This is a genomic window from Neobacillus driksii (assembly GCF_013409995.1).
Lineage (GTDB): Bacteria > Bacillota > Bacilli > Bacillales > Cytobacillaceae > Neobacillus > Neobacillus driksii.
In genome coordinates, this window is record NZ_JACCBX010000015.1 from 37025 (window position 1) to 55280 (window position 18256).

At 37.2% G+C, this 18256-nt stretch carries 23 protein-coding genes; 11 read left to right on the plus strand and 12 right to left on the minus strand.

The features are described 5' to 3' along the window. Nucleotides 1–44: 44 nt before the first annotated feature. Nucleotides 45–1451 carry an MFS transporter gene (locus F4694_RS26205; protein ID WP_179602867.1) on the minus strand — a complete coding sequence of 469 codons (1407 nt, stop codon included), beginning with the start codon at nt 1449–1451 and terminating at the stop codon, nt 45–47. A 404-nt stretch (nt 1452–1855) separates the two neighbouring features. Continuing rightward, nucleotides 1856–3271, minus strand: a complete 1416-nt coding sequence (locus F4694_RS26210) for an MFS transporter (protein ID WP_179602868.1) — start codon at nt 3269–3271, stop codon at nt 1856–1858. A 344-nt stretch (nt 3272–3615) separates the two neighbouring features. Between F4694_RS26210 and F4694_RS26215 the strand changes: the two genes are divergently transcribed. Then, nucleotides 3616–4131, plus strand: a complete 516-nt coding sequence (locus tag F4694_RS26215; protein ID WP_306458537.1) for a DinB family protein — start codon at nt 3616–3618, stop codon at nt 4129–4131. Between the two features lie 136 nt (nt 4132–4267). Here the strand turns inward: F4694_RS26215 and F4694_RS26220 are convergent, their stop codons facing one another. From F4694_RS26220 to F4694_RS26230, 3 genes are all read right to left on the minus strand, one after another. Further along, entirely contained in the window at nt 4268–4876 is a 609-nt protein-coding gene (locus F4694_RS26220) for an exonuclease domain-containing protein (protein ID WP_179602869.1), read from the minus strand. Between the two features lie 177 nt (nt 4877–5053). After that, nucleotides 5054–5623 (minus strand): TetR/AcrR family transcriptional regulator, encoded by a 570-nt coding sequence (locus F4694_RS26225; RefSeq protein WP_179602870.1) that lies wholly within the window; start codon nt 5621–5623, stop codon nt 5054–5056. Between the two features lie 15 nt (nt 5624–5638). After that, nucleotides 5639–6346 (minus strand): MBL fold metallo-hydrolase, encoded by a 708-nt coding sequence (locus tag F4694_RS26230; protein WP_179602871.1) that lies wholly within the window; start codon nt 6344–6346, stop codon nt 5639–5641. Nucleotides 6347–6575: 229 nt separating this feature from the next. On the opposite strand from F4694_RS26230, the gene F4694_RS26235 reads away from it, so the two are divergent. Further along, nucleotides 6576–7088, plus strand: a complete 513-nt coding sequence (locus F4694_RS26235) for a DoxX family membrane protein (protein WP_179602872.1) — start codon at nt 6576–6578, stop codon at nt 7086–7088. Between the two features lie 156 nt (nt 7089–7244). Then, nucleotides 7245–7757, plus strand: a complete 513-nt coding sequence (locus F4694_RS26240; RefSeq protein ID WP_179602873.1) for a DoxX family membrane protein — start codon at nt 7245–7247, stop codon at nt 7755–7757. A gap of 39 nt (nt 7758–7796) precedes the next feature. On the opposite strand, the gene F4694_RS26245 is transcribed toward F4694_RS26240, so the two are convergent. After that, nucleotides 7797–8027 carry a hypothetical protein gene (locus F4694_RS26245; RefSeq protein ID WP_179602874.1) on the minus strand — a complete coding sequence of 77 codons (231 nt, stop codon included), beginning with the start codon at nt 8025–8027 and terminating at the stop codon, nt 7797–7799. A 154-nt stretch (nt 8028–8181) separates the two neighbouring features. Between F4694_RS26245 and F4694_RS26250 the strand changes: the two genes are divergently transcribed. The 4 genes from F4694_RS26250 to F4694_RS26260 all read left to right on the plus strand — a co-directional run bounded on the left by F4694_RS26250 (nt 8182) and on the right by F4694_RS26260 (nt 11111). Further along, entirely contained in the window at nt 8182–8334 is a 153-nt protein-coding gene (locus F4694_RS26250) for a hypothetical protein (protein WP_179602875.1), read from the plus strand. 93 nt (nt 8335–8427) lie between these two features. Then, nucleotides 8428–8688 (plus strand): hypothetical protein, encoded by a 261-nt coding sequence (locus F4694_RS31885; RefSeq protein ID WP_218895845.1) that lies wholly within the window; start codon nt 8428–8430, stop codon nt 8686–8688. A 211-nt stretch (nt 8689–8899) separates the two neighbouring features. Next, nucleotides 8900–9694 (plus strand): nucleotidyltransferase domain-containing protein, encoded by a 795-nt coding sequence (locus tag F4694_RS26255; protein WP_179602876.1) that lies wholly within the window; start codon nt 8900–8902, stop codon nt 9692–9694. A gap of 115 nt (nt 9695–9809) precedes the next feature. Further along, nucleotides 9810–11111, plus strand: a complete 1302-nt coding sequence (locus tag F4694_RS26260; protein WP_179602877.1) for an NCS2 family permease — start codon at nt 9810–9812, stop codon at nt 11109–11111. A gap of 38 nt (nt 11112–11149) precedes the next feature. On the opposite strand, the gene F4694_RS26265 is transcribed toward F4694_RS26260, so the two are convergent. Both F4694_RS26265 and F4694_RS26270 read right to left on the minus strand, forming a co-directional pair. Next, a complete protein-coding gene (locus F4694_RS26265; RefSeq protein WP_179602878.1) occupies nt 11150–11797 on the minus strand; it encodes a glycosyltransferase in 648 nt (215 codons plus the stop codon). Nucleotides 11798–12269: 472 nt separating this feature from the next. Next, a complete protein-coding gene (locus tag F4694_RS26270; RefSeq protein WP_179602879.1) occupies nt 12270–13316 on the minus strand; it encodes a GGDEF domain-containing protein in 1047 nt (348 codons plus the stop codon). Between the two features lie 158 nt (nt 13317–13474). Between F4694_RS26270 and F4694_RS26275 the strand changes: the two genes are divergently transcribed. Next, the gene (locus F4694_RS26275) at nt 13475–13948 is read left to right on the plus strand and encodes a hypothetical protein (protein ID WP_179602880.1); all 474 of its coding nucleotides are present in this window, start codon (nt 13475–13477) and stop codon (nt 13946–13948) included. 405 nt (nt 13949–14353) lie between these two features. Here F4694_RS26275 and F4694_RS26280 read toward each other — a convergent pair whose 3' ends face one another. After that, the gene (locus F4694_RS26280; protein ID WP_179602881.1) at nt 14354–15031 is read right to left on the minus strand and encodes an AlkZ-related protein; all 678 of its coding nucleotides are present in this window, start codon (nt 15029–15031) and stop codon (nt 14354–14356) included. 6 nt (nt 15032–15037) lie between these two features. Then, on the minus strand, nt 15038–15577 hold the full coding sequence (locus F4694_RS26285; RefSeq protein ID WP_179602882.1) for an HD domain-containing protein: 540 nt from the start codon (nt 15575–15577) through the stop codon (nt 15038–15040). 167 nt (nt 15578–15744) lie between these two features. On the opposite strand from F4694_RS26285, the gene F4694_RS26290 reads away from it, so the two are divergent. Together F4694_RS26290 and F4694_RS26295 are read left to right on the plus strand one after the other, a co-directional pair. Next, nucleotides 15745–16011 carry a hypothetical protein gene (locus tag F4694_RS26290; protein WP_179602883.1) on the plus strand — a complete coding sequence of 89 codons (267 nt, stop codon included), beginning with the start codon at nt 15745–15747 and terminating at the stop codon, nt 16009–16011. 158 nt (nt 16012–16169) lie between these two features. Continuing rightward, nucleotides 16170–16922 carry an alpha/beta hydrolase gene (locus F4694_RS26295; RefSeq protein ID WP_218895846.1) on the plus strand — a complete coding sequence of 251 codons (753 nt, stop codon included), beginning with the start codon at nt 16170–16172 and terminating at the stop codon, nt 16920–16922. Nucleotides 16923–16958: 36 nt separating this feature from the next. Here F4694_RS26295 and F4694_RS26300 read toward each other — a convergent pair whose 3' ends face one another. Further along, complete coding sequence (locus F4694_RS26300) at nt 16959–17219, minus strand: hypothetical protein (protein WP_179602885.1); 261 nt, start codon at nt 17217–17219, stop codon at nt 16959–16961. A gap of 26 nt (nt 17220–17245) precedes the next feature. Beyond that, on the minus strand, nt 17246–17698 hold the full coding sequence (locus F4694_RS26305) for a DUF2269 family protein (protein WP_179602886.1): 453 nt from the start codon (nt 17696–17698) through the stop codon (nt 17246–17248). Nucleotides 17699–17835: 137 nt separating this feature from the next. Between F4694_RS26305 and F4694_RS26310 the strand changes: the two genes are divergently transcribed. Beyond that, on the plus strand, nt 17836–18219 hold the full coding sequence (locus F4694_RS26310) for a YbaN family protein (protein WP_179602887.1): 384 nt from the start codon (nt 17836–17838) through the stop codon (nt 18217–18219). Nucleotides 18220–18256: the final 37 nt, after the last annotated feature.

The following is an 18256-nucleotide window of genomic DNA, read 5'->3' on the forward strand; positions in this document are numbered from 1 at the left end:
GGTTGTTATGCAATAGTCACAACAATCTTACCTCTAATGAAATATTAAGATTTTCTTTTTGCAGCTAAATCCATTGCAAGTTGTGCAGTACGCTTTTTGTTTAATGGATATAAGAATACAATCATTAGGAACACGACACCAAGTGTCAGTGCAGGTACTAATGTAGCAAGTGTATGAATTCCTTGTAATGTTTCAGCTGATTGTGTTTCGGCACCCGCATGGTAACCAACTGCTGCAATCGCTGCACCACCAACACCGCCAGCAACCGCTTGTCCGATTTTACGTGCCATTGAGTAAATTGAATAAACAGTACCGTCTTCTCTGAGACCTGTTAAATACTCGTGATAATCGATTACGTCTGTAACAAACGCCCACACTACAAGGTTAAATACACCATAACCAAACATAGCAACGGTTAATACACCAATAAATTGTGTTGCTGTTAAATTGGGAAGGAAATATAGAATTCCGTATACAAGTGCTGCGACCAGTAATCCACCGGAAGCCACTTCTTTTTTACCAAATTTCTTAACCAATGGTTGAATAAATGGCATGGCGATAAAGACAGCAACTGCTTGAAGAAGACCTACTATACTTAATGCTTTAGCATTCGTGAAATAATCCTTAAATAGATAAACGTTTACCGTACCAATTAACATGAAGACAATCATGAATGTCAATGCAGCTACTAGGAACACCATTAATGGTTTGTTTTTAGTAAGCCCCTTCATTGTTTGACCAAAATTTACTTTTTCTTTATTTGTTTCATCTATGACGATACGTTCCACAGATAATTTATAGCAAGCAATGTAACAAGCAAGTGCAAGTCCACCGAAAATTAATGCTGCTAGAATGAAGCGATTTGCGTCCGGTTTATTATTAACGAATAAAATAATTGGTCCAACTACGTTAATAATTAAACCTGCCATTTGACCACCTAACGTTCTCCAGCTTGATAGGGAAGTACGTTCTACCGGATCACCTGTAATCACTGAAGCCATGGAGCCATAAGGAATATTAACAGTAGAATATAATGTTCCCCACACAATATATGTTACGTAGGCATAAGCTAGGTAAAACCCTTCCGACATGCCAGGTATCTTTACGAACATCAATATACCCATGATTACTAGTGGAAATGACATTCTTAAAATCCATGGTCTAAATTTTCCTTGAGCAGTTGCCTTTCTCGTATCAATGAAACGACCCCATGTTACGTCGGCAAAAGCATCCCAAAGACGGGCGACCGTGAATAATAGTCCGACATGAGCAGGATTAATATGAAAAATATCCGTATAAAATACCATTAAGAATGAAGCGGCTAGGATAAAGAAGAAATCGTTTCCAAAGTCTCCAAACAAGTATCCTAATTTATCTTTAAAACCAAATGGACGTACTGTTTTCCCACCTGATTGTGGGGATTCTACTCTCTTTTGCAATGCTTGAGCCATTTCTTTACCCTCCCACAAAATATTCTAAAAAATCATTTCTAGAATGGATAAAATTGTATTGAAACTATTTTGTGTATCCCCTTACTAAATTAATCACAACAAAAGACCGACTTCTCGAGAGTGTTTTTTGCTTTAATTATTTTGTTTAATAAACTAACAAATTAATTACACAATTAGAATATACCCATTTATACTATTCGTCAATAGTTTTGTAAGCGGTTGTAGTGGTAATGTTCTCTTCTCTTAGAAATGTAAGTTTTGTTTAAAAACAATAGTAGGTTCTCAGCGCCTTCTATTTTTCACTCAATTAACGATTAACCCCCTTTAAGCAACATGCAAAAAGGGGTTACTAAAATAGAAAAAGCAGCAACCAGTTGTTGCTACCTTTTTCTTCAAAATAGAATTTAGTTATTATATGATTTTCTTTTTTCAACTAAATCAAGTGCAAGTTGTTCTGTGCGTTTTTTGTTTAATGGATACAGGAATACAATCATTAAGAATATAATAGTAAGTATCACTGCAGGTACTAATGTAGCAAGTGTATGAATTCCTTGCAGCGTTTCAGCTGATTGAGATTCGGCACCAGCATGGTAACCCACCGCTGCAATCGCTGCACCACCAACACCACCAGCAACTGCCTGTCCAATTTTACGAGCCATTGAGTAGATAGAGTAAACGGTTCCATCTTCACGCAGTCCTGTTAAATACTCATGGTAATCAATGATGTCTGTAACGAAAGCCCAAATAACTAGGTTGAAAATACCATAACCAAACATACCTACTGTTAATACTCCGATAAATTGTGTTGCTGTTAAGTTAGGTAAGAAATATAAAACCGCATATACAAGTGCTGCAAGTAAGAGACCAGCTGCAGCCACTTCTTTTTTACCGAATTTTGAAACTAACGGTTTTACCATTGGCATACCAACAAACACTGCCACTGATTGAAGAAGACCAACCATACTTAATGCTTTAGCGTTTTCAAAGAAATCTTTAAATAAATATACGTTTACCGTACCAATTAACATAAAGCAAACCAAGAACAGTAAAGAAAGAGTAAGGAACACAATGAGTGGTCTGTTTTTACCAAGACCTTTTACGGTTTTGCCAAAGTTCGCTTTTGGTTTATTTGTTTCATCCATTACAATACGTTCAACAGATAATTTATAGCATGCCATATAACAAGCGATTGCAAGAACACCGAAAATGATAGCGCCTAAAAGGAATCGATTTGCATCTGCTTTATTGTCAACAAACAGAATCATTGGTCCTACAACATTAATGATTAACCCAGCTAAGTTCCCCCCTAATGTTCTCCAGCTAGATAGTGCCGTACGTTCAACAGGATCACCTGTGATTACAGATGCCATAGAGCCATAAGGAATATTAACAGTAGAATATAATGTTCCCCAAATAATATAGGTTACATATGCATACGCAAGGTAAAATCCATCAGACATTCCTGGAATATGAACAAACATTAATATACCAGTAATGACAAGTGGAAATGACATTCTAAAGATCCAAGGTCTAAACTTTCCATTCTTTCCTGCTTTCCTTGTATCGATGAAGCGGCCCCAAGTAATGTCAGCAACTGCATCCCATAAACGTGCGATCAGGAATAGTCCCCCGACAGCAGCTGGATTAAGACCATAAATATCGGTGTAATAAACCATAAGGAAAGCTGCAACCAGAATAAAGAAGAAATCGTTTCCAAAATCACCGAATAGATAACCTAACTTATCTTTCATCCCAAATGGGCGTACTGCGTTCCCCGCTGATTGTGGGGTTTCTACTTTCTTTTGTAATGCTTGAGCCATTTTTAACCCTCCCAATAAAATCATTCTAAAATAATTAATTAAAACCCTTACATAATTGCAAATTCTTAGAAGTTTATTTTTGTGAAACCCCTTACTAAAATACTAAATAAAAATAATACCAGACATCTCGAGAATGGTTGTATATTCCAATTAATTTGTTTAATGAACTAACAAAATAACTGTATACATAGAATATCACCCTCGACAATATTCGTCAATAATATTTTGAAAGCGGTTATAATTTTTTTCCATCTTATTCATTGCCAGGTTGCGGTTAATTATTTAATTATTTCAAATATTATGGTAGGCTTGCTTTATGGATTATTAATTGAAAGGAGAGGATTATGATGTTTCAACGTCCAGCAAAAAATGAGTATCCCGCTTATTATGTACCATATGTTGACCTAGTCCCTGAAGGTGACTTAGTAGAGTTGTTAAGAGAAAGTCTTGAAAAGACAGTTTCACTTTTCGGAGGGATTTCTGAGGAAGTAAGTTTAAATCGTTATGCACCAGGCAAATGGAGTATTAAAGAAGTACTTGGCCACATAACGGATACCGAAAGAATCATGAGCTACCGCCTTTTGCGTGTAGGGCGCGGTGATCAAACACCTTTAGCGGGGTTTGAAGAGAACCAATACGTCCAGGCAGCACAAACAAACAACCTATCCATAAAAACCATACTAGAAGACTTCAAAGCAGTCAGAAACGCAACCATCACCCTCATTCAAAACCTCCCAAGTGAGGCATGGGAAAACAAAGGCAACGCAAACGGAATGGAAATCACCACACGAGCCATCGCCTACATCATCGCGGGCCACCAAATGCACCATTGCAAAATCATTGAAGAAAGATACTTATAATGTGGGTGATTGGTGACAGTGATGGGTGACAGGCACCGCTCGTGGACACTTTCCACCTCAGGCGGACAGTTGTAAAGGAGACTTAAAAAAACAGACCAAATCGCTGAGATTTGGTCTGTTGCTTTTTTGTGTGCTATTAGCCCATTTTGGTGCGGGTGGCTGCTGGCTGGTATTTTCTCATTGGTCCATTTTCGAGTACTTCTTGAAGATAGAGGTTTCCATTTGGACTGGTTCTTCTGAGTAGGTCCATGAGGTATGTAATATCGTCAAGTGCTCTATGTGTTTGGTGATTTGTAATTTGGTGTGCCTGCAATAGGGTTAGGAGTTTACCATTTGGAAAGCCATAGTTCTTCCATTTCACACCCCGCATGGTACAAAACCAATTTAAATCATTCACTTCTGGGTACATATGATAGAGAAAGCTGCGGTCAAAGGAAGCATTGTGAGCAAAAACGGAATCTGCGCGATGGAAATAAGATTTTATCTTAACATCCGTGAAACTCTTTCCTGCCACCAGTTCATAGGGAATCCCATGAATTTGATAAGCACGGTCATAGTTCCTTCTAGCAGAACTGGTAAGCGGCTCTCGCAAGAAAGAATCTTCCTCAATAATTTCTTGAATCTCACCCGTATCAGTTCTATAAGAAAACAATTTCAGAGCAAGTTCTATTACTTCATCTGTAGTCGGCCCTAATCCTGTTGTTTCAACGTCCAATACTAGACCCAATTTCTCAAGTTTCCGCATATATTTCATTCCTTTAATCATGATATTACTACTATTATAACATCTTATTAAAAAAGAAGACTTGCCATTTGGTAAGTCCTTTAAGTTTAGCGAAAAACGTATTGTTTTCTTTTGATTTTTAAGGGTTTGGTAAATCTTAGAATAACTTTTATCTGCGAAACTGCTCTTCCAAAAAAACTAACTCTCTTGAATGCCTTGAATAAACGCTTTTATTATAATTTCCAAGCTTTCATTTAGATCTAACGCCATTTTAAATCCACCACTCCTTTCTAATGAAGAAAAACCGTGTAAAATGCTTCGTAGGCCTCTGACTGCATGTATAGCAGTGTCTCCTTCTAAACTATAAGCCTGTAAAATCCGAACAGTGAGTTCAACAATCTTAGAACCCGCAAGCTGAACCTCCTCATCTTCCAAATCCGGTGCCATCAATGTTGACTCATAAATCCCAGGATGCTCCCGTGCAAAGTTAACGTATGCTTTACTTATAGTTAGAACAGCTTCATCTCCTGCAACCCCAATAGCTGCTTTTGCTATTACCTCATATAGCCGTTCTATTCCATATATCGCCATTTTCTTTCTTAACCCGCCCAGCCCATCAAAATGGTTATATAACGAAGGAGGACGGATTCCTAATTTCTTCGCTAGATTTGCCAAGGTAACTTCTTGCATCCCAAACTGGTCTGCCAACTCCGCTGCTGCTTCTAAAATCTCCTTTATATCAAGTCCAACCTTTGGTCTAGGTGACATCCATCTCTAACTCCTTTAGCTCAATTTCTTCTCTATACGTTTGATTGCCTGTTCCATTACTCCAATCGGGTTCTCCACCATCTCACCATGTCCGACTGCAAGCAGCTTAGGTTGAAAACTCACCAATTTCTTTGCACTTTCTAATGAAGTTTCTTTACTCCATGTACCAAAGGCTGGAAACGGAAACCATGGTTTTATATCTCCCGCTACTGCTATTCCACCTCTCGTTTGAAAGGCGTCCCCTGCAATTATGGCCTTGGTCCGATGATCAATGAAAGACATCGATCCCGGAGTATGTCCCGGAGTTTCAATAGCTGCCAACGAACCGATAAGGTCTCCCTCTTTTAATAGTACATTCGCTCTGGTCTTCAGCTTTTTTGGGACGCCGCCTTTTATCGGAGTTTGGTGCTCGTGCACATCAAGCGAGCTGTCTCCATTCATTATTCTGTTATCCCTCACCGAAATATAAACTGGTACATCAGTCAGTTCTTCCTTTATCTTATCAAGTGCACCCACATGATCCTCATGTGCATGGGTTAAAATTATTTTTGTAATTGGTTTCCCAATCATTTCAGCAGCCGTAAAAATTCCCTTCTTACTAAATGGCAGAGCTGCGTCTATTAAGGTCAATCCATGCTCTTCTTCGACCAAATAGCAATTTACCGGAAACACACTTGCCATAAAGGTTATCTGATATAAAAATTCCTTTTTTAGCAATCTCATAATCCCCAGCTCCTTTAACTAATATCATTAGTTTTATTTTAACTAATGATATTAGTTTTATCAAGAGCTTCTTATAAAAAAACTTTCCCTGCCCATGTTAACAATTTGTTCAAATCTTTTTTACAGATATGTGAAACAGTGAACAATTTACCCTCAATTCAAGATTAATTTGTTATATTAGCAGTGTAATAAATATTTAAAACATATTTAACAAGGAGATGGCCTTATAATGTTTATGAATTTCTTAAGAGAAAACAAAATTGCGGCTGGAATATTGACAGTCTTACGTTTATATCTCGGATATTCTTGGTTTACAGCAGGTTTAGGAAAATTAACAGGTGGCGGGTTCGATGCTTCTGGTTTCTTAAAAGGAGCAGTTGCTAATCCAGTAAAAGGTCCAGATGGCAACATGGTTTATAGCTGGTATGTTCACTTCTTAGATAGCTTTGCCTTACCAAACATTGATATCTTCAACCACATCGTCCCTTGGGGCGAAACATTAATCGGCTTAGGACTTTTATTAGGATGTTTAACAACTGCAGCTATGTTCTTTGGTCTAGTGATGAACTTTTCTTTCTTCTTAGCAGGAACTGTATCTCACAATCCAACCGATATTTTCTTAGGTTTTATCATCTTAACTGCTGGTTATAACGCAGGTCGTTTCGGTCTTGATCGCTGGGTAGTTCCATTCATCCGTAAAACAATGAAAACTGAAAGCAGCAAAGCAAAAGCGACAGCCTAACAGCTGCAAAGTAATTTTCAACCAAGTTGTTCAAGATTCTGACAAAACATTTTAAACAAAGTGTGAACTTATCACTACAGCCATGTTGTTAACCCTCAAAATTTTATATAGTGAAACTATCAAATACAAACTAATTTTTGAAAGGCGGAATACATTATGTTTAACAAATTTTTAAGAGAAAACAAAATTTCTGCGGCTATTTTAACTGTCATTCGTTTATACCTTGGTTATTCTTGGTTCACCGCTGGTTTAGGAAAATTAACAGGCGGCGGATTTGACGCTTCAGGTTTCCTAAAAGGTGCCATTGCGAAACCAGTATCAGGTCCAGAAGGTAATGTGCTTTATGGCTGGTATGTTGATTTCTTAAGTAACTTTGCACTTCCAAACATTGATGTTTTCAACACCATCGTTCCTTGGGGCGAAACATTAATCGGTTTAGGACTTCTATTAGGATGTTTAACAACAGCAGCGATGTTCTTTGGTCTAGTAATGAACTTCTCTTTCTTCCTAGCAGGGACAGTATCTCATAACCCAACTGACATTTTCTTAGGCTTCATCATCTTAACAGCTGGGTACAACGCAGGTCGTATTGGTCTTGACCGCTGGGTGGTTCCATTCATCCGTAAAACAGTTTTCAAAGGCAAAGAAACAGCAAAACAACACGCGTAACGAAAAGTGCCTCAATCACATGTTGATTGAGGCACTTTTTTAATAACTATTATCTTCTTCTGGATTTTCAAAACCTACACGATCCTGATACCAATTAGTGATTTGCGTTAGGATAGCAAATACTAAAAAGAAATTCATCGCCCAAACATTAATAAACGGTGCTAACCCGCCAAATTCGATACCATGATACCCTTTAATTTTCATCACGATCATTGATTCTATAAAAATTAAAACAAAACCCAAGACACCAGCAACAGCCATTCTAATCATTTCCATTCCCTCCATCTCTACCGATTATGTTTAACACTTTTCCATTATATTAATAAAATAAATTTGACAATTATGTGAACTTTTTATAACCCTATTATATGGCAAATCTCATATGAACAACAACAAAAAACATTTTTGTTTAGGAAGAAAATTTTTGTACAGATTAAAAGATAAAAAAAATGGCATTATAGCTATTGCTTTCCAGGTAAAATGGAAGTATTTCATGATCATTGTGGATTACTTTTTAACCAACGTTATTAATGATGTGCAGAACGTTACTGTAGAAGCATACATGAGGAAGGTGTAAAAGTTAACAAAGACCGTATTTGTGTATTGGTTTAACCATGGATAGATGTAAATTCGAGATGCTTCCCTTGTAAGCGGTCTGCCAAACTTATGAATGAACTCAGAAAAATATACAAATTCTAATACACTTGAGGCCAACATGATGATAAAGGAACATATGATCATTTTTCGCCAAGTACAAACGTTAAATGAAGCATCCCTAAGTTTTAGAAATAATTCATACCCAAAAAGGGAAAAGGCCAACAATACGAAAGGAAAAATAAGAATGACTGAATTACGGTTACTGGAAAAGGACTCCGGGTTAAATGAAAATTCTCTAACCATGACAATTGCAACTATACAAAGCAGGAAATAGATAATTAATTGCCTCGATAACATCTCATCTCCCCCTGTTTATTCATTAAAAAAGGAATAATGCCCTATTGTTTATATATTCAACAATAAGGACGTTATTCCCTTGACCCTTATGGCAGTGATTATGAGAATTACTCTCACAGTGCTAGGATGTTAATCATAGTAAGTCGATGTTAAAGGGAAGTTACAAATTAAGTAAATGAGGTATCAAATTGAAAGAACACATTTTATTAGTCCTAAAACAGATCGAAAAAGAGTTTAATGTAAAAATTCTTTATGCCTGTGAATCAGGCAGCAGAGCCTGGGGATTCCCTTCTAAAGATAGCGATTATGATGTCCGATTTATTTATGTTCATAAAAAAGAATGGTATCTCTCAATTGACCAAAGGCGCGACGTGCTGGAAGTTCCGAAGCATGATAAAATCTCAATCCATGTAGACAAACTTCTAGACTTGAATGGCTGGGAACTTACCAAAGCATTACGGTTATTCCGGAAATCAAATCCGCCTCTGCTGGAATGGCTTCATTCAACTATCGTATACTACCAAGAGTCCACTGCAATCAGTAAAATGAAAGAATTAGAAAGTCAAATCTTTTCTCCAATTGCTAGCATTCACCACTACCTAAAAATGGCAAAAGGTAATTATAGAGATTACTTAAACCGACGGGAAGTTAAAATAAAAAGATATATCAACATATTCCGGCCGCTGTTCGCAGCTAAGTGGATTGAAAAGCACCATGCATTCCCCCCTATTAAATTTACACAGTTAGTTGAGGATATTCTTCCAACCAATGAGATTAGCATAGTACTCGACGATATCATTAAGCTTAAAAAAGCTGGTGAAGTTCTTGCCCCAAATCCTAGAACTGAGCTCATCAATCACTTCGTTGAAGGTGAGATTGAGCATTTAGAGCAGTATGTAAGGGAAATATCAGTAAATAAATCCGACCAAACCGAAGTCTTAAATCAATTGTTTCGAGAAACACTAGATGAAGTTTGGGGTTAACTATAAATTGTCATATTTAAAGTGGTGTATATTTTTCAAGTAACGCTTGAAAATATCACTAAAAACGAATATTATATAAAGGTTGTTAATAAATGTTCGTGTTTTGGAGGAACTTATGTTTAAACTAAAAGAAAACCAAACAAATACAAAAACTGAACTACTCGCAGGAATCACAACCTTCTTTACAATGGTCTACATTGTGGTTGTTAACCCAGTCATTCTTGCTGATGCAGGTGTTCCATTTGAACAAGTCTTCACAGCAACGATTATCTCTGCAGTTGTTGGGACACTTTGGATGGCCTTGTTTGCAAATTATCCAATCGCCATTGCACCCGGTATGGGGCTTAATGCATACTTCGCATACTCTGTTGTCGGCGGCGGACAAAATATTAATTATGAGACAGCCTTTGCTGCTGTTTTTATTGCTGGTATTATTTTTGTTATTTTATCTTTAACGCCCTTTAGAGAGAAATTAATCGATGCGATTCCAGATAACCTGAAACATGGGATTACAGCAGGTATAGGTTTATTTATTGCTTTTATCGGGCTAAGACTTACACACATTATTACTGCTCATCCTACCAATCTTGTTGGATTAGGTGATCTTAGGTCTCCTTCAGCCCTGCTTGCAATTGTCGGTTTAGCGATTACACTCATTCTGATGGTGCTGCGAATTAATGGTGCTCTATTTTTTGGAATGATTATCACAGGACTCATAGCCTTTTTTACGAACCAACTTTCATTCGATCAAGGCTTTGTTTCATTACCATCCCTTCCTGAAGGGCTAATTGTTGGAAACCCTATTACAGCATTAAGTGATGTTATTCAGCATAGTCTATATGCAGTTGTCTTTTCATTCATTCTAGTAACAATCTTTGACACCACCGGAACAATGATTGGTGTTGCAAATCAGGCTGGTTTAATGAAAAATGGAAAATTCCCACGTGCCCGTCAAGCATTGCTGTCTGACTCTGTTGCTACATCTATCGGAGCCATGTTTGGTACAAGCCCAACAACCGCTTTTATTGAATCCACATCAGGAGTTGCAGCAGGAGGACGGACAGGATTAACTTCCCTGACCGTTGCTATTTTGTTTATTCTATCGGCATTCTTCGGACCTCTTGTCAGTGCCGTTTCAGGTATTTCTGCGATTACTGCTCCTGCCCTAATCATTGTCGGCAGTATGATGATGGGAAGCATTGCAAAAATTAAATGGAATGAATTAGATGAGGCCTTCCCGGCGTTCCTAGTAATCCTAAGCATGCCGTTAACATCCAGCATTGCCACAGGCATTGCACTTGGTTTCATCAGCTATCCTCTTCTGAAAATAGTGAAAGGAAAATGGCGTGAGGTTCATCCGCTTCTATATGTTTTCGCTGTCTTATTCTTTTACCAGCTGGCATTTTTACCGCATTAAAAAAATGGAGCCCCAACCTAAGTTGGGCTCCATTTTTTTTAAAACTTATTTGGGAACTGCTTGATAATCCCGTTTGTAAGGAAATCAGCCATATGCATGAGATGATTTTGATTTTTGTCTAATGCAGTAATGTTCTGATTCCAAGCCTTATTAAGTTTGGCCGCCACACCTTCTGTAATGAATCTTAAATGCATATACATCATTTCATTTAATTCTTTTTTATTGTAATTAGGATTTGCAGCACTTAAAAAGTTTGTAATATCATCTGCATTTTTAAACCATTCATCGCTGTATTTTTTGAAATCAGGCTGATTTCCACTTTTCGCTGCTGCCACTACCTTACCGGCAATTTGAATATGCCCTCTTAACAGCTGTGCAAGCTTGTTACCTGCTTCTTCTCCATAATAAGGTTTGATGGCATTCCCAAGATCGTCCTGATTTTTTAATAATCTTGTTAGCACTGGTTCTTGGTCCTCAAGACCTGCAATGTAACTTGTTACAAACTTTTCTGTCCAAAAAGCGTGTTCCGTCCAAAGTTCCCTCATATCAACCCTAAGCTGGACAGCTTTCTGACTTAGAGGCTGCGTTTGCCGCTCGGCCCGTTCGTTCCCTTCAGCATTTGTGAATGTTGGGAAGATTAATACAAATGAGAGAAACAAAACCAAGATTTTTGATAAGTGTTTCATTCAATTCATCTCCTAATAATAAAATTAACCGGTCAATTTATTATTAGATAATATATCCATTTTCACTCATACGGAAAAAATTTTCGTATTAACATCTTCATAATTTCCACACAACTTCTCTATAACTTCTACAAATGTTTATTCTATTATAAAGATAACTTATTTGAGACTTAGGTTTTAGGAACCTTATTCTTAAAAACTTCCCATAATTTGATTGGTACCCGGGTACCAATCCTTTTTTTTGCCAATTATGCCATCTTCACAAATTCCACATAACTTCTCTATAACTTCTACAAATGTTTTTCCTATTATAAAGATAACTTATTTGAGTCTTAAGGTTTAAGGAACCTTATTCTTAAAACTTCCCATAATTTAGCCTGGTACCCGTGTACCAGGCTCTTTTTTTGCTTATTTAAAAAACACAAAAACCATAATTTCCGCAAAAAAAGGGTTCGTGCACTGCACTGACCCTTCAATTAATATAACTAACTTGATTCCTTCCACAATTCTTGCATTGATATAAACCTCTATCAGCCCGATTCAATAGAGAATCGATGCTGTCACCTGGTCTAGATTGGGTAACCCCAAAACTAGCTGTAAGGTTTCCTGTACTTTTGAAATCATGGTTAGCCACTACTTCCCTTAATTTCTCAGCTAGCCTAACCGTATCTTCCCCTGACGTACTAGACGTACTAGAGATGATAATGAACTCTTCCCCACCCCATCGTCCAAAAAGCTCTCGATTTGTAAGATGGTACTGGATGAGTTTCGCTAACTCTACCAGGACTTCATCACCAATTTTATGCCCATAGTTATCATTCACTGACTTAAAATGATCAATATCAAAGAAAATGATGGAAAAGCTATCTTTCCTATTCTCTAAAGCTTTGAGTTTATTTTCAAGCCATTCATCAATCAGTAGACGATTGGCAATTCTCGTTAATGAATCGTAGTAGGCGTGCTTTTTAAACATTTCAAGATCTGCATAAGTCTTAAACACATGCTGCGCATAGTAGAGAACGATAATGTAAAATAGGTTAGCAAAGTAATATTGACCGAGCGAATCAATCGATTCTGAGGATAGAAGGTGTAAATACACGATACCAATAACAAAAGTTGCAAGAAATATAACGATGGAATAGTACAAACCTCGTTTTGTACCCAGGGTTAGAAAAAAGAATAAAGTGATAATTGGCATCCAGATGATAAAATCGCCAAGGGATCCTCCATCTACAACCATATAGTTACGGACCGCATCAAAAAAAGTCGTAACGTGATAATAACTAACTAATGCCAAATTGGAATATTCCATGAATTGGATAAAGATTCTTTTATACAGGAAAAACCAACTAATAATAAACCAAATTGAGAGAATGTTATTAATGGTAAAATCAAATTTGGTTACGCCTTCTACATTTTGTAGAAGCGTATTAGAGATGAGAGAAATAACAATACAGGGTATGACCCATAAATAAATGCGTATCTTAAGCCCATTAAGTGATTCAAATCTCTTTACCATTAGATGATTTCATCTCCCAACTACACTCTATCATTTATTGTATCAAACATATTATTAGGAAAACTATTAGGTAGAGGTGTTAAATTTTTCGAATTATCAACCCTATGGCATAACCCATACATGGAAGGGCATATTAAAAAATAAAAAAGGGAAATTTCATGATAGGACTTTTAATAGCACTTGCCGTCTTTAATTACCTGGGGTTTAAAACAAATAAATTACTAAATGGGAACCAAATTCTACATATTTGGTTATTTACGATTGCCTTACAAGTACTCTTCGATGTTTTTATTGAATTCAAATATCATGCTTACTGGTACTTCGATAAAGAATTAGATTGGCGAGGAATTATTCCACATGTATTCCTCATTCCGCCAGTAAATATGTTTTTTCTAAATTGGTTCCCATTTAAAAAGGACTGGATGAAACAAGCAATATATTTAACTGTTTTTGTGGTTGCAATTTTAATCTATGAAGTCATTACCCTGCTGCCTGAACCTTGGGGATACTTTCATTATGGCTGGTGGAAACTGTGGCACGCAGCAATCCTTGACCCAATATTGTTACTAATCTTATTAGGTTTCTATAAATGGATTTGTAAATTAGAAAAAAAAGCCTGTTTAATGTATTGATTGATCTAACATCTGCTTCGATGATCACATGTGAAACTGGTTTTTAGCTTCATGAAATTGTACATGACATTTGCTTGTCTGCCCTTTTTGGTATGGGGATTCCTTTTGGAATGAAGGCATTCCAAAAACTTTTTATCACAGTAACAAGGGGAGTTACCACGCTTAAGACAAAGGTCATGTTTGTAGCAGCAGGAATCTACATCATTAATAGGTTGTCCTGGACCGCTGCAGCCAGGTCCACACCATCTATACCCCGAAAAAACACAGAACGGAAACTTTCTCCTTCTACAACTCATATTTTTCAACTCCTTTTTATTAAAATATGAATTTGTAGGAAAGTGGGGCCGTGCTAGTATCCCGGCTGGGCTATAAATACGTAAAAAAAGGAAATCAGCGTGATTTCCTCTATAACCCAAATAATTTATTAATAGATTTCATTGCCTCCGGACTGCACAAAGCAGCAAAATGGTCTTTTAACATCATTTTAGCGTCTTCCACTTCTAAGGTACTTTCCTTAATGCTATGATTTTGTGACCAGAATTTCATTGTCTCAAATGAAGTACTGCTCCAGCCATTTTTCTCTCCTGCTTCGTTCGTCTTTGCCTTGGTCCCTGAAACAACAATATCCAAAGAACCCTGCAATTCAAGTAAGGCATGATCAAATGGCTTCTTCTTCTCCTTATCCTTCATTCCTGCCTCTACTCTTAGAACTCTTGTGTCTATTCCTTCGTTCTCACGAATCAGCGTATATAGCTCAACAGCTTCTCTTGACATTAGCCCATCTTGATAGCGTTCTTTTACTGAAAGTGAAGATCCCAAAATCACACGTATCAAAGGTAACAATTCAGGAGATATTAAAACGGATTTCTTTTTAACAAACTTTCCATAAGCTGCTGCTCCATCTCCAGGCAATTTTGCACGCCACATCCATGGATCCAGCTCAGAACCGGTATACCAATGCTCTTTCAACGTTATTCCGTCGAGTGAAGGATAATCAGGGATGAGCTTTGCCAAAGGCAGGAATCCAATTTCTTTTATAACGTCTATCGCTTCTTCATATGTACGAACCTTATAATCTTTCATCCATTATCATCTCCTGAAAAGCTTATCTACTTCTTTACGTAATTCTATTAGTAAATCAAATGATGATTGTACACCCAAGCTTTCTACAATATTGGTGTAATACCACTTTTGCTGCTCTTTACCAGCATTAAATCTACTCCAAACCTCATCGCCAACTTGTTCATAATCTCTCATGATAGAACGGATATTATGAAGTTTATCTGCACAGACCACAGCCCGAACATCCTCGGAAGCAGTTTTTAAAAATTCAATAGTATGTTCCTTCCTATCCTTCCATGATAGTGATTTATCCGGTTCCGAACTGCCTTCAACTAGCTCTGCGATTTTTGGTCCAAACTCCCATTTGATTTCATCTAGTGTTAGCGACGTATCCTCAACAGTGTCATGTAGAATTCCAGCTGCAACGATTTCCTCACTATAGCCGCTCTTTAATAACATCATCCCAACCGCAACTGGGTGTGTTATGTAGGGAATATCCGTGTTTTTCCGATATTGTCCCTCATGATTTTTGCTGGCAATCTGTAGAGCCTTTTCCACTATATCCATGTTTGACCTTCCTCTCATTCATCCTGACAATTCTCTATTTTTACCTTATTTCAACAAATTCAAACAAATCTCCTTCCTATCTTTCTGGTAAAAAATATTTAGTTTGTCCAATCACATATTTTTGTACAAGCATATTTTATAGTACGAGCGTGAAAGGAGGGATTTGAATGTCTAGAAGAAGACGTCGTGACAAAGATGTTGCAGGTGTACAAGACCGCAGAAGATGCCGTGATAACAGCAGCGATGTAGCTGGTGCTATGGATCGCAACGATGACAGAAGAAATGACAGAAGAAATGACAGAAGAAATGACAGACGAGTTGTCATTAATGCAGACGAAGTTATTATCCGTGCAGATAGAGTTATCATTGTTGACGAGGATAACAGAAGAAGAGATGACAGAAGAGACGACAGAAGACGCCCATTCTGGTTTTAATCAGTTTATCTAGGGATTAATTGATTCCTCAGGCTGGTGAGATAAAAATTTCTCACCAGCCTGTTTTAATTCTCCTAAACGTTAAGGGATATGGTAAATTATAGAAGTAGAATATAAGAATAGCAGGTGATTTGGTGCTAGAAAAATATCATGTTTATATGTCCACATTCGAACAAGAAAGAATGATTAGAGTGTATTTGCCTGTAAATTATCATGGGTCAAACAAACATTATCCCGTATTGTATATGCACGACGGGCAAAATGTTTTTGAAGATGAAGGTGCGATTAAAGGGGTATCTTTAGGATTGAAGGATTACTTAGATGAAAACAAGGTAGAAATGATCGTAGTAGCCATTGATTTAAATCCTGAAGGAGAAGAGCGCATTAACGAATACTGTCCATGGATCAATGGTGCGATTGCTGAAAGAGTCATTGGTCACCCTGTTTCGGCAGGCGGTAAAGGTGAACAATACTTAGAGTTTATCGTAAATGAACTTAAACCGTTGATCCATGATAAATACCGAACTCTAAAGGGTCATACTTCAATGGCCGGAATTTCGTTAGGAGGACTTATTTCTACATATGCTGCATGCCGATACCCACAAATTTTCAAGCGGATTGCTGCGATATCACCTGGGTATTATCGGAACCAGGAGGAACTTGAGGTATTTGTAAGAGATTCCGATCTGTCCGGAGTTGAAAAGTTTTATATGGATTTTGGCACTCATGAAGTTAGTGGCAATAAGGAACTTAATAACGAGTTTTCAGATATGATTCAATCTATCTATGAGATTGTGAGCAGTAAAATTGCTGATACCCGCTATGAAACGATTCAAAATGGCGAGCACAACTATACCTCGTTTAAAAAGAGAATTGGTGAAGTAATGTCTTATCTTTATTCCGATTTATGAGAGTTAAAAAGGTATGGTCGAGGATGACCCTACCTTTTATTTTGTCATTTCTGTCATTTCTGTCACTATGAACCTCTTATTGTTACCGTAAATCCTGCTCTTTTTATTTACCGGCACTATGAACCTCTTATTGTTACCATAAACTCTGCACTTATCATTTATCGGCACTATGAGCTCCTTATAGTTACCATAAATCTGCTCTTTGTCATTTATCGGCACTATGAGCTCCTTATAGTTACCATAAATCTGCTCTTTGTCATTTATCGGCACTCTGAACCTCTTATGTTCTTGTGCCATCTTTTTTTCGATTACCTTGAGAGTATCTAAAATGGTTTTAGTATCATTAAGGCGATAATGACAATAAAAATTGCATTTTCCAAATATTCATAGCGGAACAGTATTTTTGATAAACGATAATACTCTTCAGGGATTTCCTCACCTTTATGTGATGCTAACAAAGCCTTAACTGGTTTAGATCTGGGTGATAGGACAAGTGGCCCGATTGCCAGGGCTGCTAAAAAGAGAACTAGACTTGTTACATACCAGCCCATTTGGAACAGGCTTGGATTCATGAAGCCCATGATTAAACCTGTGATGAGTACAAGCGTGCCGCCTACCATCACAAAAATATGAAGTTTATGTCGAACGGCATAGGAATGCCTTAACTCTGTCATGGTTTTCCCCGACTTAACGACAGTCGTTAAGATAAACCCAGGGCCCATTCCCATAATCGCCGAAAAAATGTGTAAAACTACTATAGTTTGATAGAAAGTCATTTAATCAACCCCCAATAACTTGACTTCACTATTTTAACATAATGGTGGTTGAAACGGTTTTTATGTACTTAATCTGTCAAAAAACTTTCCTTTTTTACATGATATAATATAGGTAAATAAAACAGAAAGGGGCAAACATGAGCAAAATTATTAAATTCCTCTATATCATCATCGGTTTTATTGCCCTCGGCTTAGGCGTTTTGGGTCTAATTTTACCAGTGCTGCCGACAACTCCTTTGCTTCTTTTGGCATCCTACTGCTTTGTGAAGGGATCTGAACGATTCGAGCACTGGTTTAAAGGGACAACTCTTTATAAACGTCATTTAGAGACTTTTGTAAAAGAGAGGGCCATGACGTTAAAACAAAAACTGACGATTTTGTTATTTGCTGACGTGATGATCGCCATTCCCTTCTTTATTCTCGAAAGCTTTTTCGTCCGGCTTATGCTGGTATTGATTGTTTTTTATAAATATTATTACTTTATCTATCAAATAAAAACGGTTCCCGAACCAACTAAATAACCGAGAGCAAGGAACACACTCCAAGCTCTCGGTTATT

Excerpts from the sequence above, each read along its gene's own strand:
- F4694_RS26210 (WP_179602868.1), bottom strand. The coding sequence starts at position 3,271 with ATGGCTCAAGCATTACAAAAGAAAGTAGAAACCCCACAATCAGCGGGG.
- F4694_RS26215 (WP_306458537.1), top strand. The coding sequence starts at position 3,616 with ATGATGTTTCAACGTCCAGCAAAAAATGAGTATCCCGCTTATTATGTA.
- F4694_RS26300 (WP_179602885.1), bottom strand. The coding sequence starts at position 17,219 with ATGGCACAAGAACATAAGAGGTTCAGAGTGCCGATAAATGACAAAGAG.
- F4694_RS26310 (WP_179602887.1), top strand. The coding sequence starts at position 17,836 with ATGAGCAAAATTATTAAATTCCTCTATATCATCATCGGTTTTATTGCC.
- F4694_RS26265 (WP_179602878.1), bottom strand. The coding sequence starts at position 11,797 with ATGAAACACTTATCAAAAATCTTGGTTTTGTTTCTCTCATTTGTATTA.
- F4694_RS26295 (WP_218895846.1), top strand. The coding sequence starts at position 16,170 with ATGTCCACATTCGAACAAGAAAGAATGATTAGAGTGTATTTGCCTGTA.
- F4694_RS26220 (WP_179602869.1), bottom strand. The coding sequence starts at position 4,876 with ATGCGGAAACTTGAGAAATTGGGTCTAGTATTGGACGTTGAAACAACA.
- F4694_RS26285 (WP_179602882.1), bottom strand. The coding sequence starts at position 15,577 with ATGGATATAGTGGAAAAGGCTCTACAGATTGCCAGCAAAAATCATGAG.
- F4694_RS26225 (WP_179602870.1), bottom strand. The coding sequence starts at position 5,623 with ATGTCACCTAGACCAAAGGTTGGACTTGATATAAAGGAGATTTTAGAA.
- F4694_RS26280 (WP_179602881.1), bottom strand. The coding sequence starts at position 15,031 with ATGAAAGATTATAAGGTTCGTACATATGAAGAAGCGATAGACGTTATA.
- F4694_RS31885 (WP_218895845.1), top strand. The coding sequence starts at position 8,428 with ATGAACTCAGAAAAATATACAAATTCTAATACACTTGAGGCCAACATG.
- F4694_RS26260 (WP_179602877.1), top strand. The coding sequence starts at position 9,810 with ATGTTTAAACTAAAAGAAAACCAAACAAATACAAAAACTGAACTACTC.
- F4694_RS26240 (WP_179602873.1), top strand. The coding sequence starts at position 7,245 with ATGTTTAACAAATTTTTAAGAGAAAACAAAATTTCTGCGGCTATTTTA.
- F4694_RS26245 (WP_179602874.1), bottom strand. The coding sequence starts at position 8,027 with ATGATTAGAATGGCTGTTGCTGGTGTCTTGGGTTTTGTTTTAATTTTT.
- F4694_RS26205 (WP_179602867.1), bottom strand. The coding sequence starts at position 1,451 with ATGGCTCAAGCATTGCAAAAGAGAGTAGAATCCCCACAATCAGGTGGG.
- F4694_RS26290 (WP_179602883.1), top strand. The coding sequence starts at position 15,745 with ATGTCTAGAAGAAGACGTCGTGACAAAGATGTTGCAGGTGTACAAGAC.
- F4694_RS26305 (WP_179602886.1), bottom strand. The coding sequence starts at position 17,698 with ATGACTTTCTATCAAACTATAGTAGTTTTACACATTTTTTCGGCGATT.
- F4694_RS26235 (WP_179602872.1), top strand. The coding sequence starts at position 6,576 with ATGTTTATGAATTTCTTAAGAGAAAACAAAATTGCGGCTGGAATATTG.
- F4694_RS26230 (WP_179602871.1), bottom strand. The coding sequence starts at position 6,346 with ATGAGATTGCTAAAAAAGGAATTTTTATATCAGATAACCTTTATGGCA.
- F4694_RS26275 (WP_179602880.1), top strand. The coding sequence starts at position 13,475 with ATGATAGGACTTTTAATAGCACTTGCCGTCTTTAATTACCTGGGGTTT.
- F4694_RS26270 (WP_179602879.1), bottom strand. The coding sequence starts at position 13,316 with ATGGTAAAGAGATTTGAATCACTTAATGGGCTTAAGATACGCATTTAT.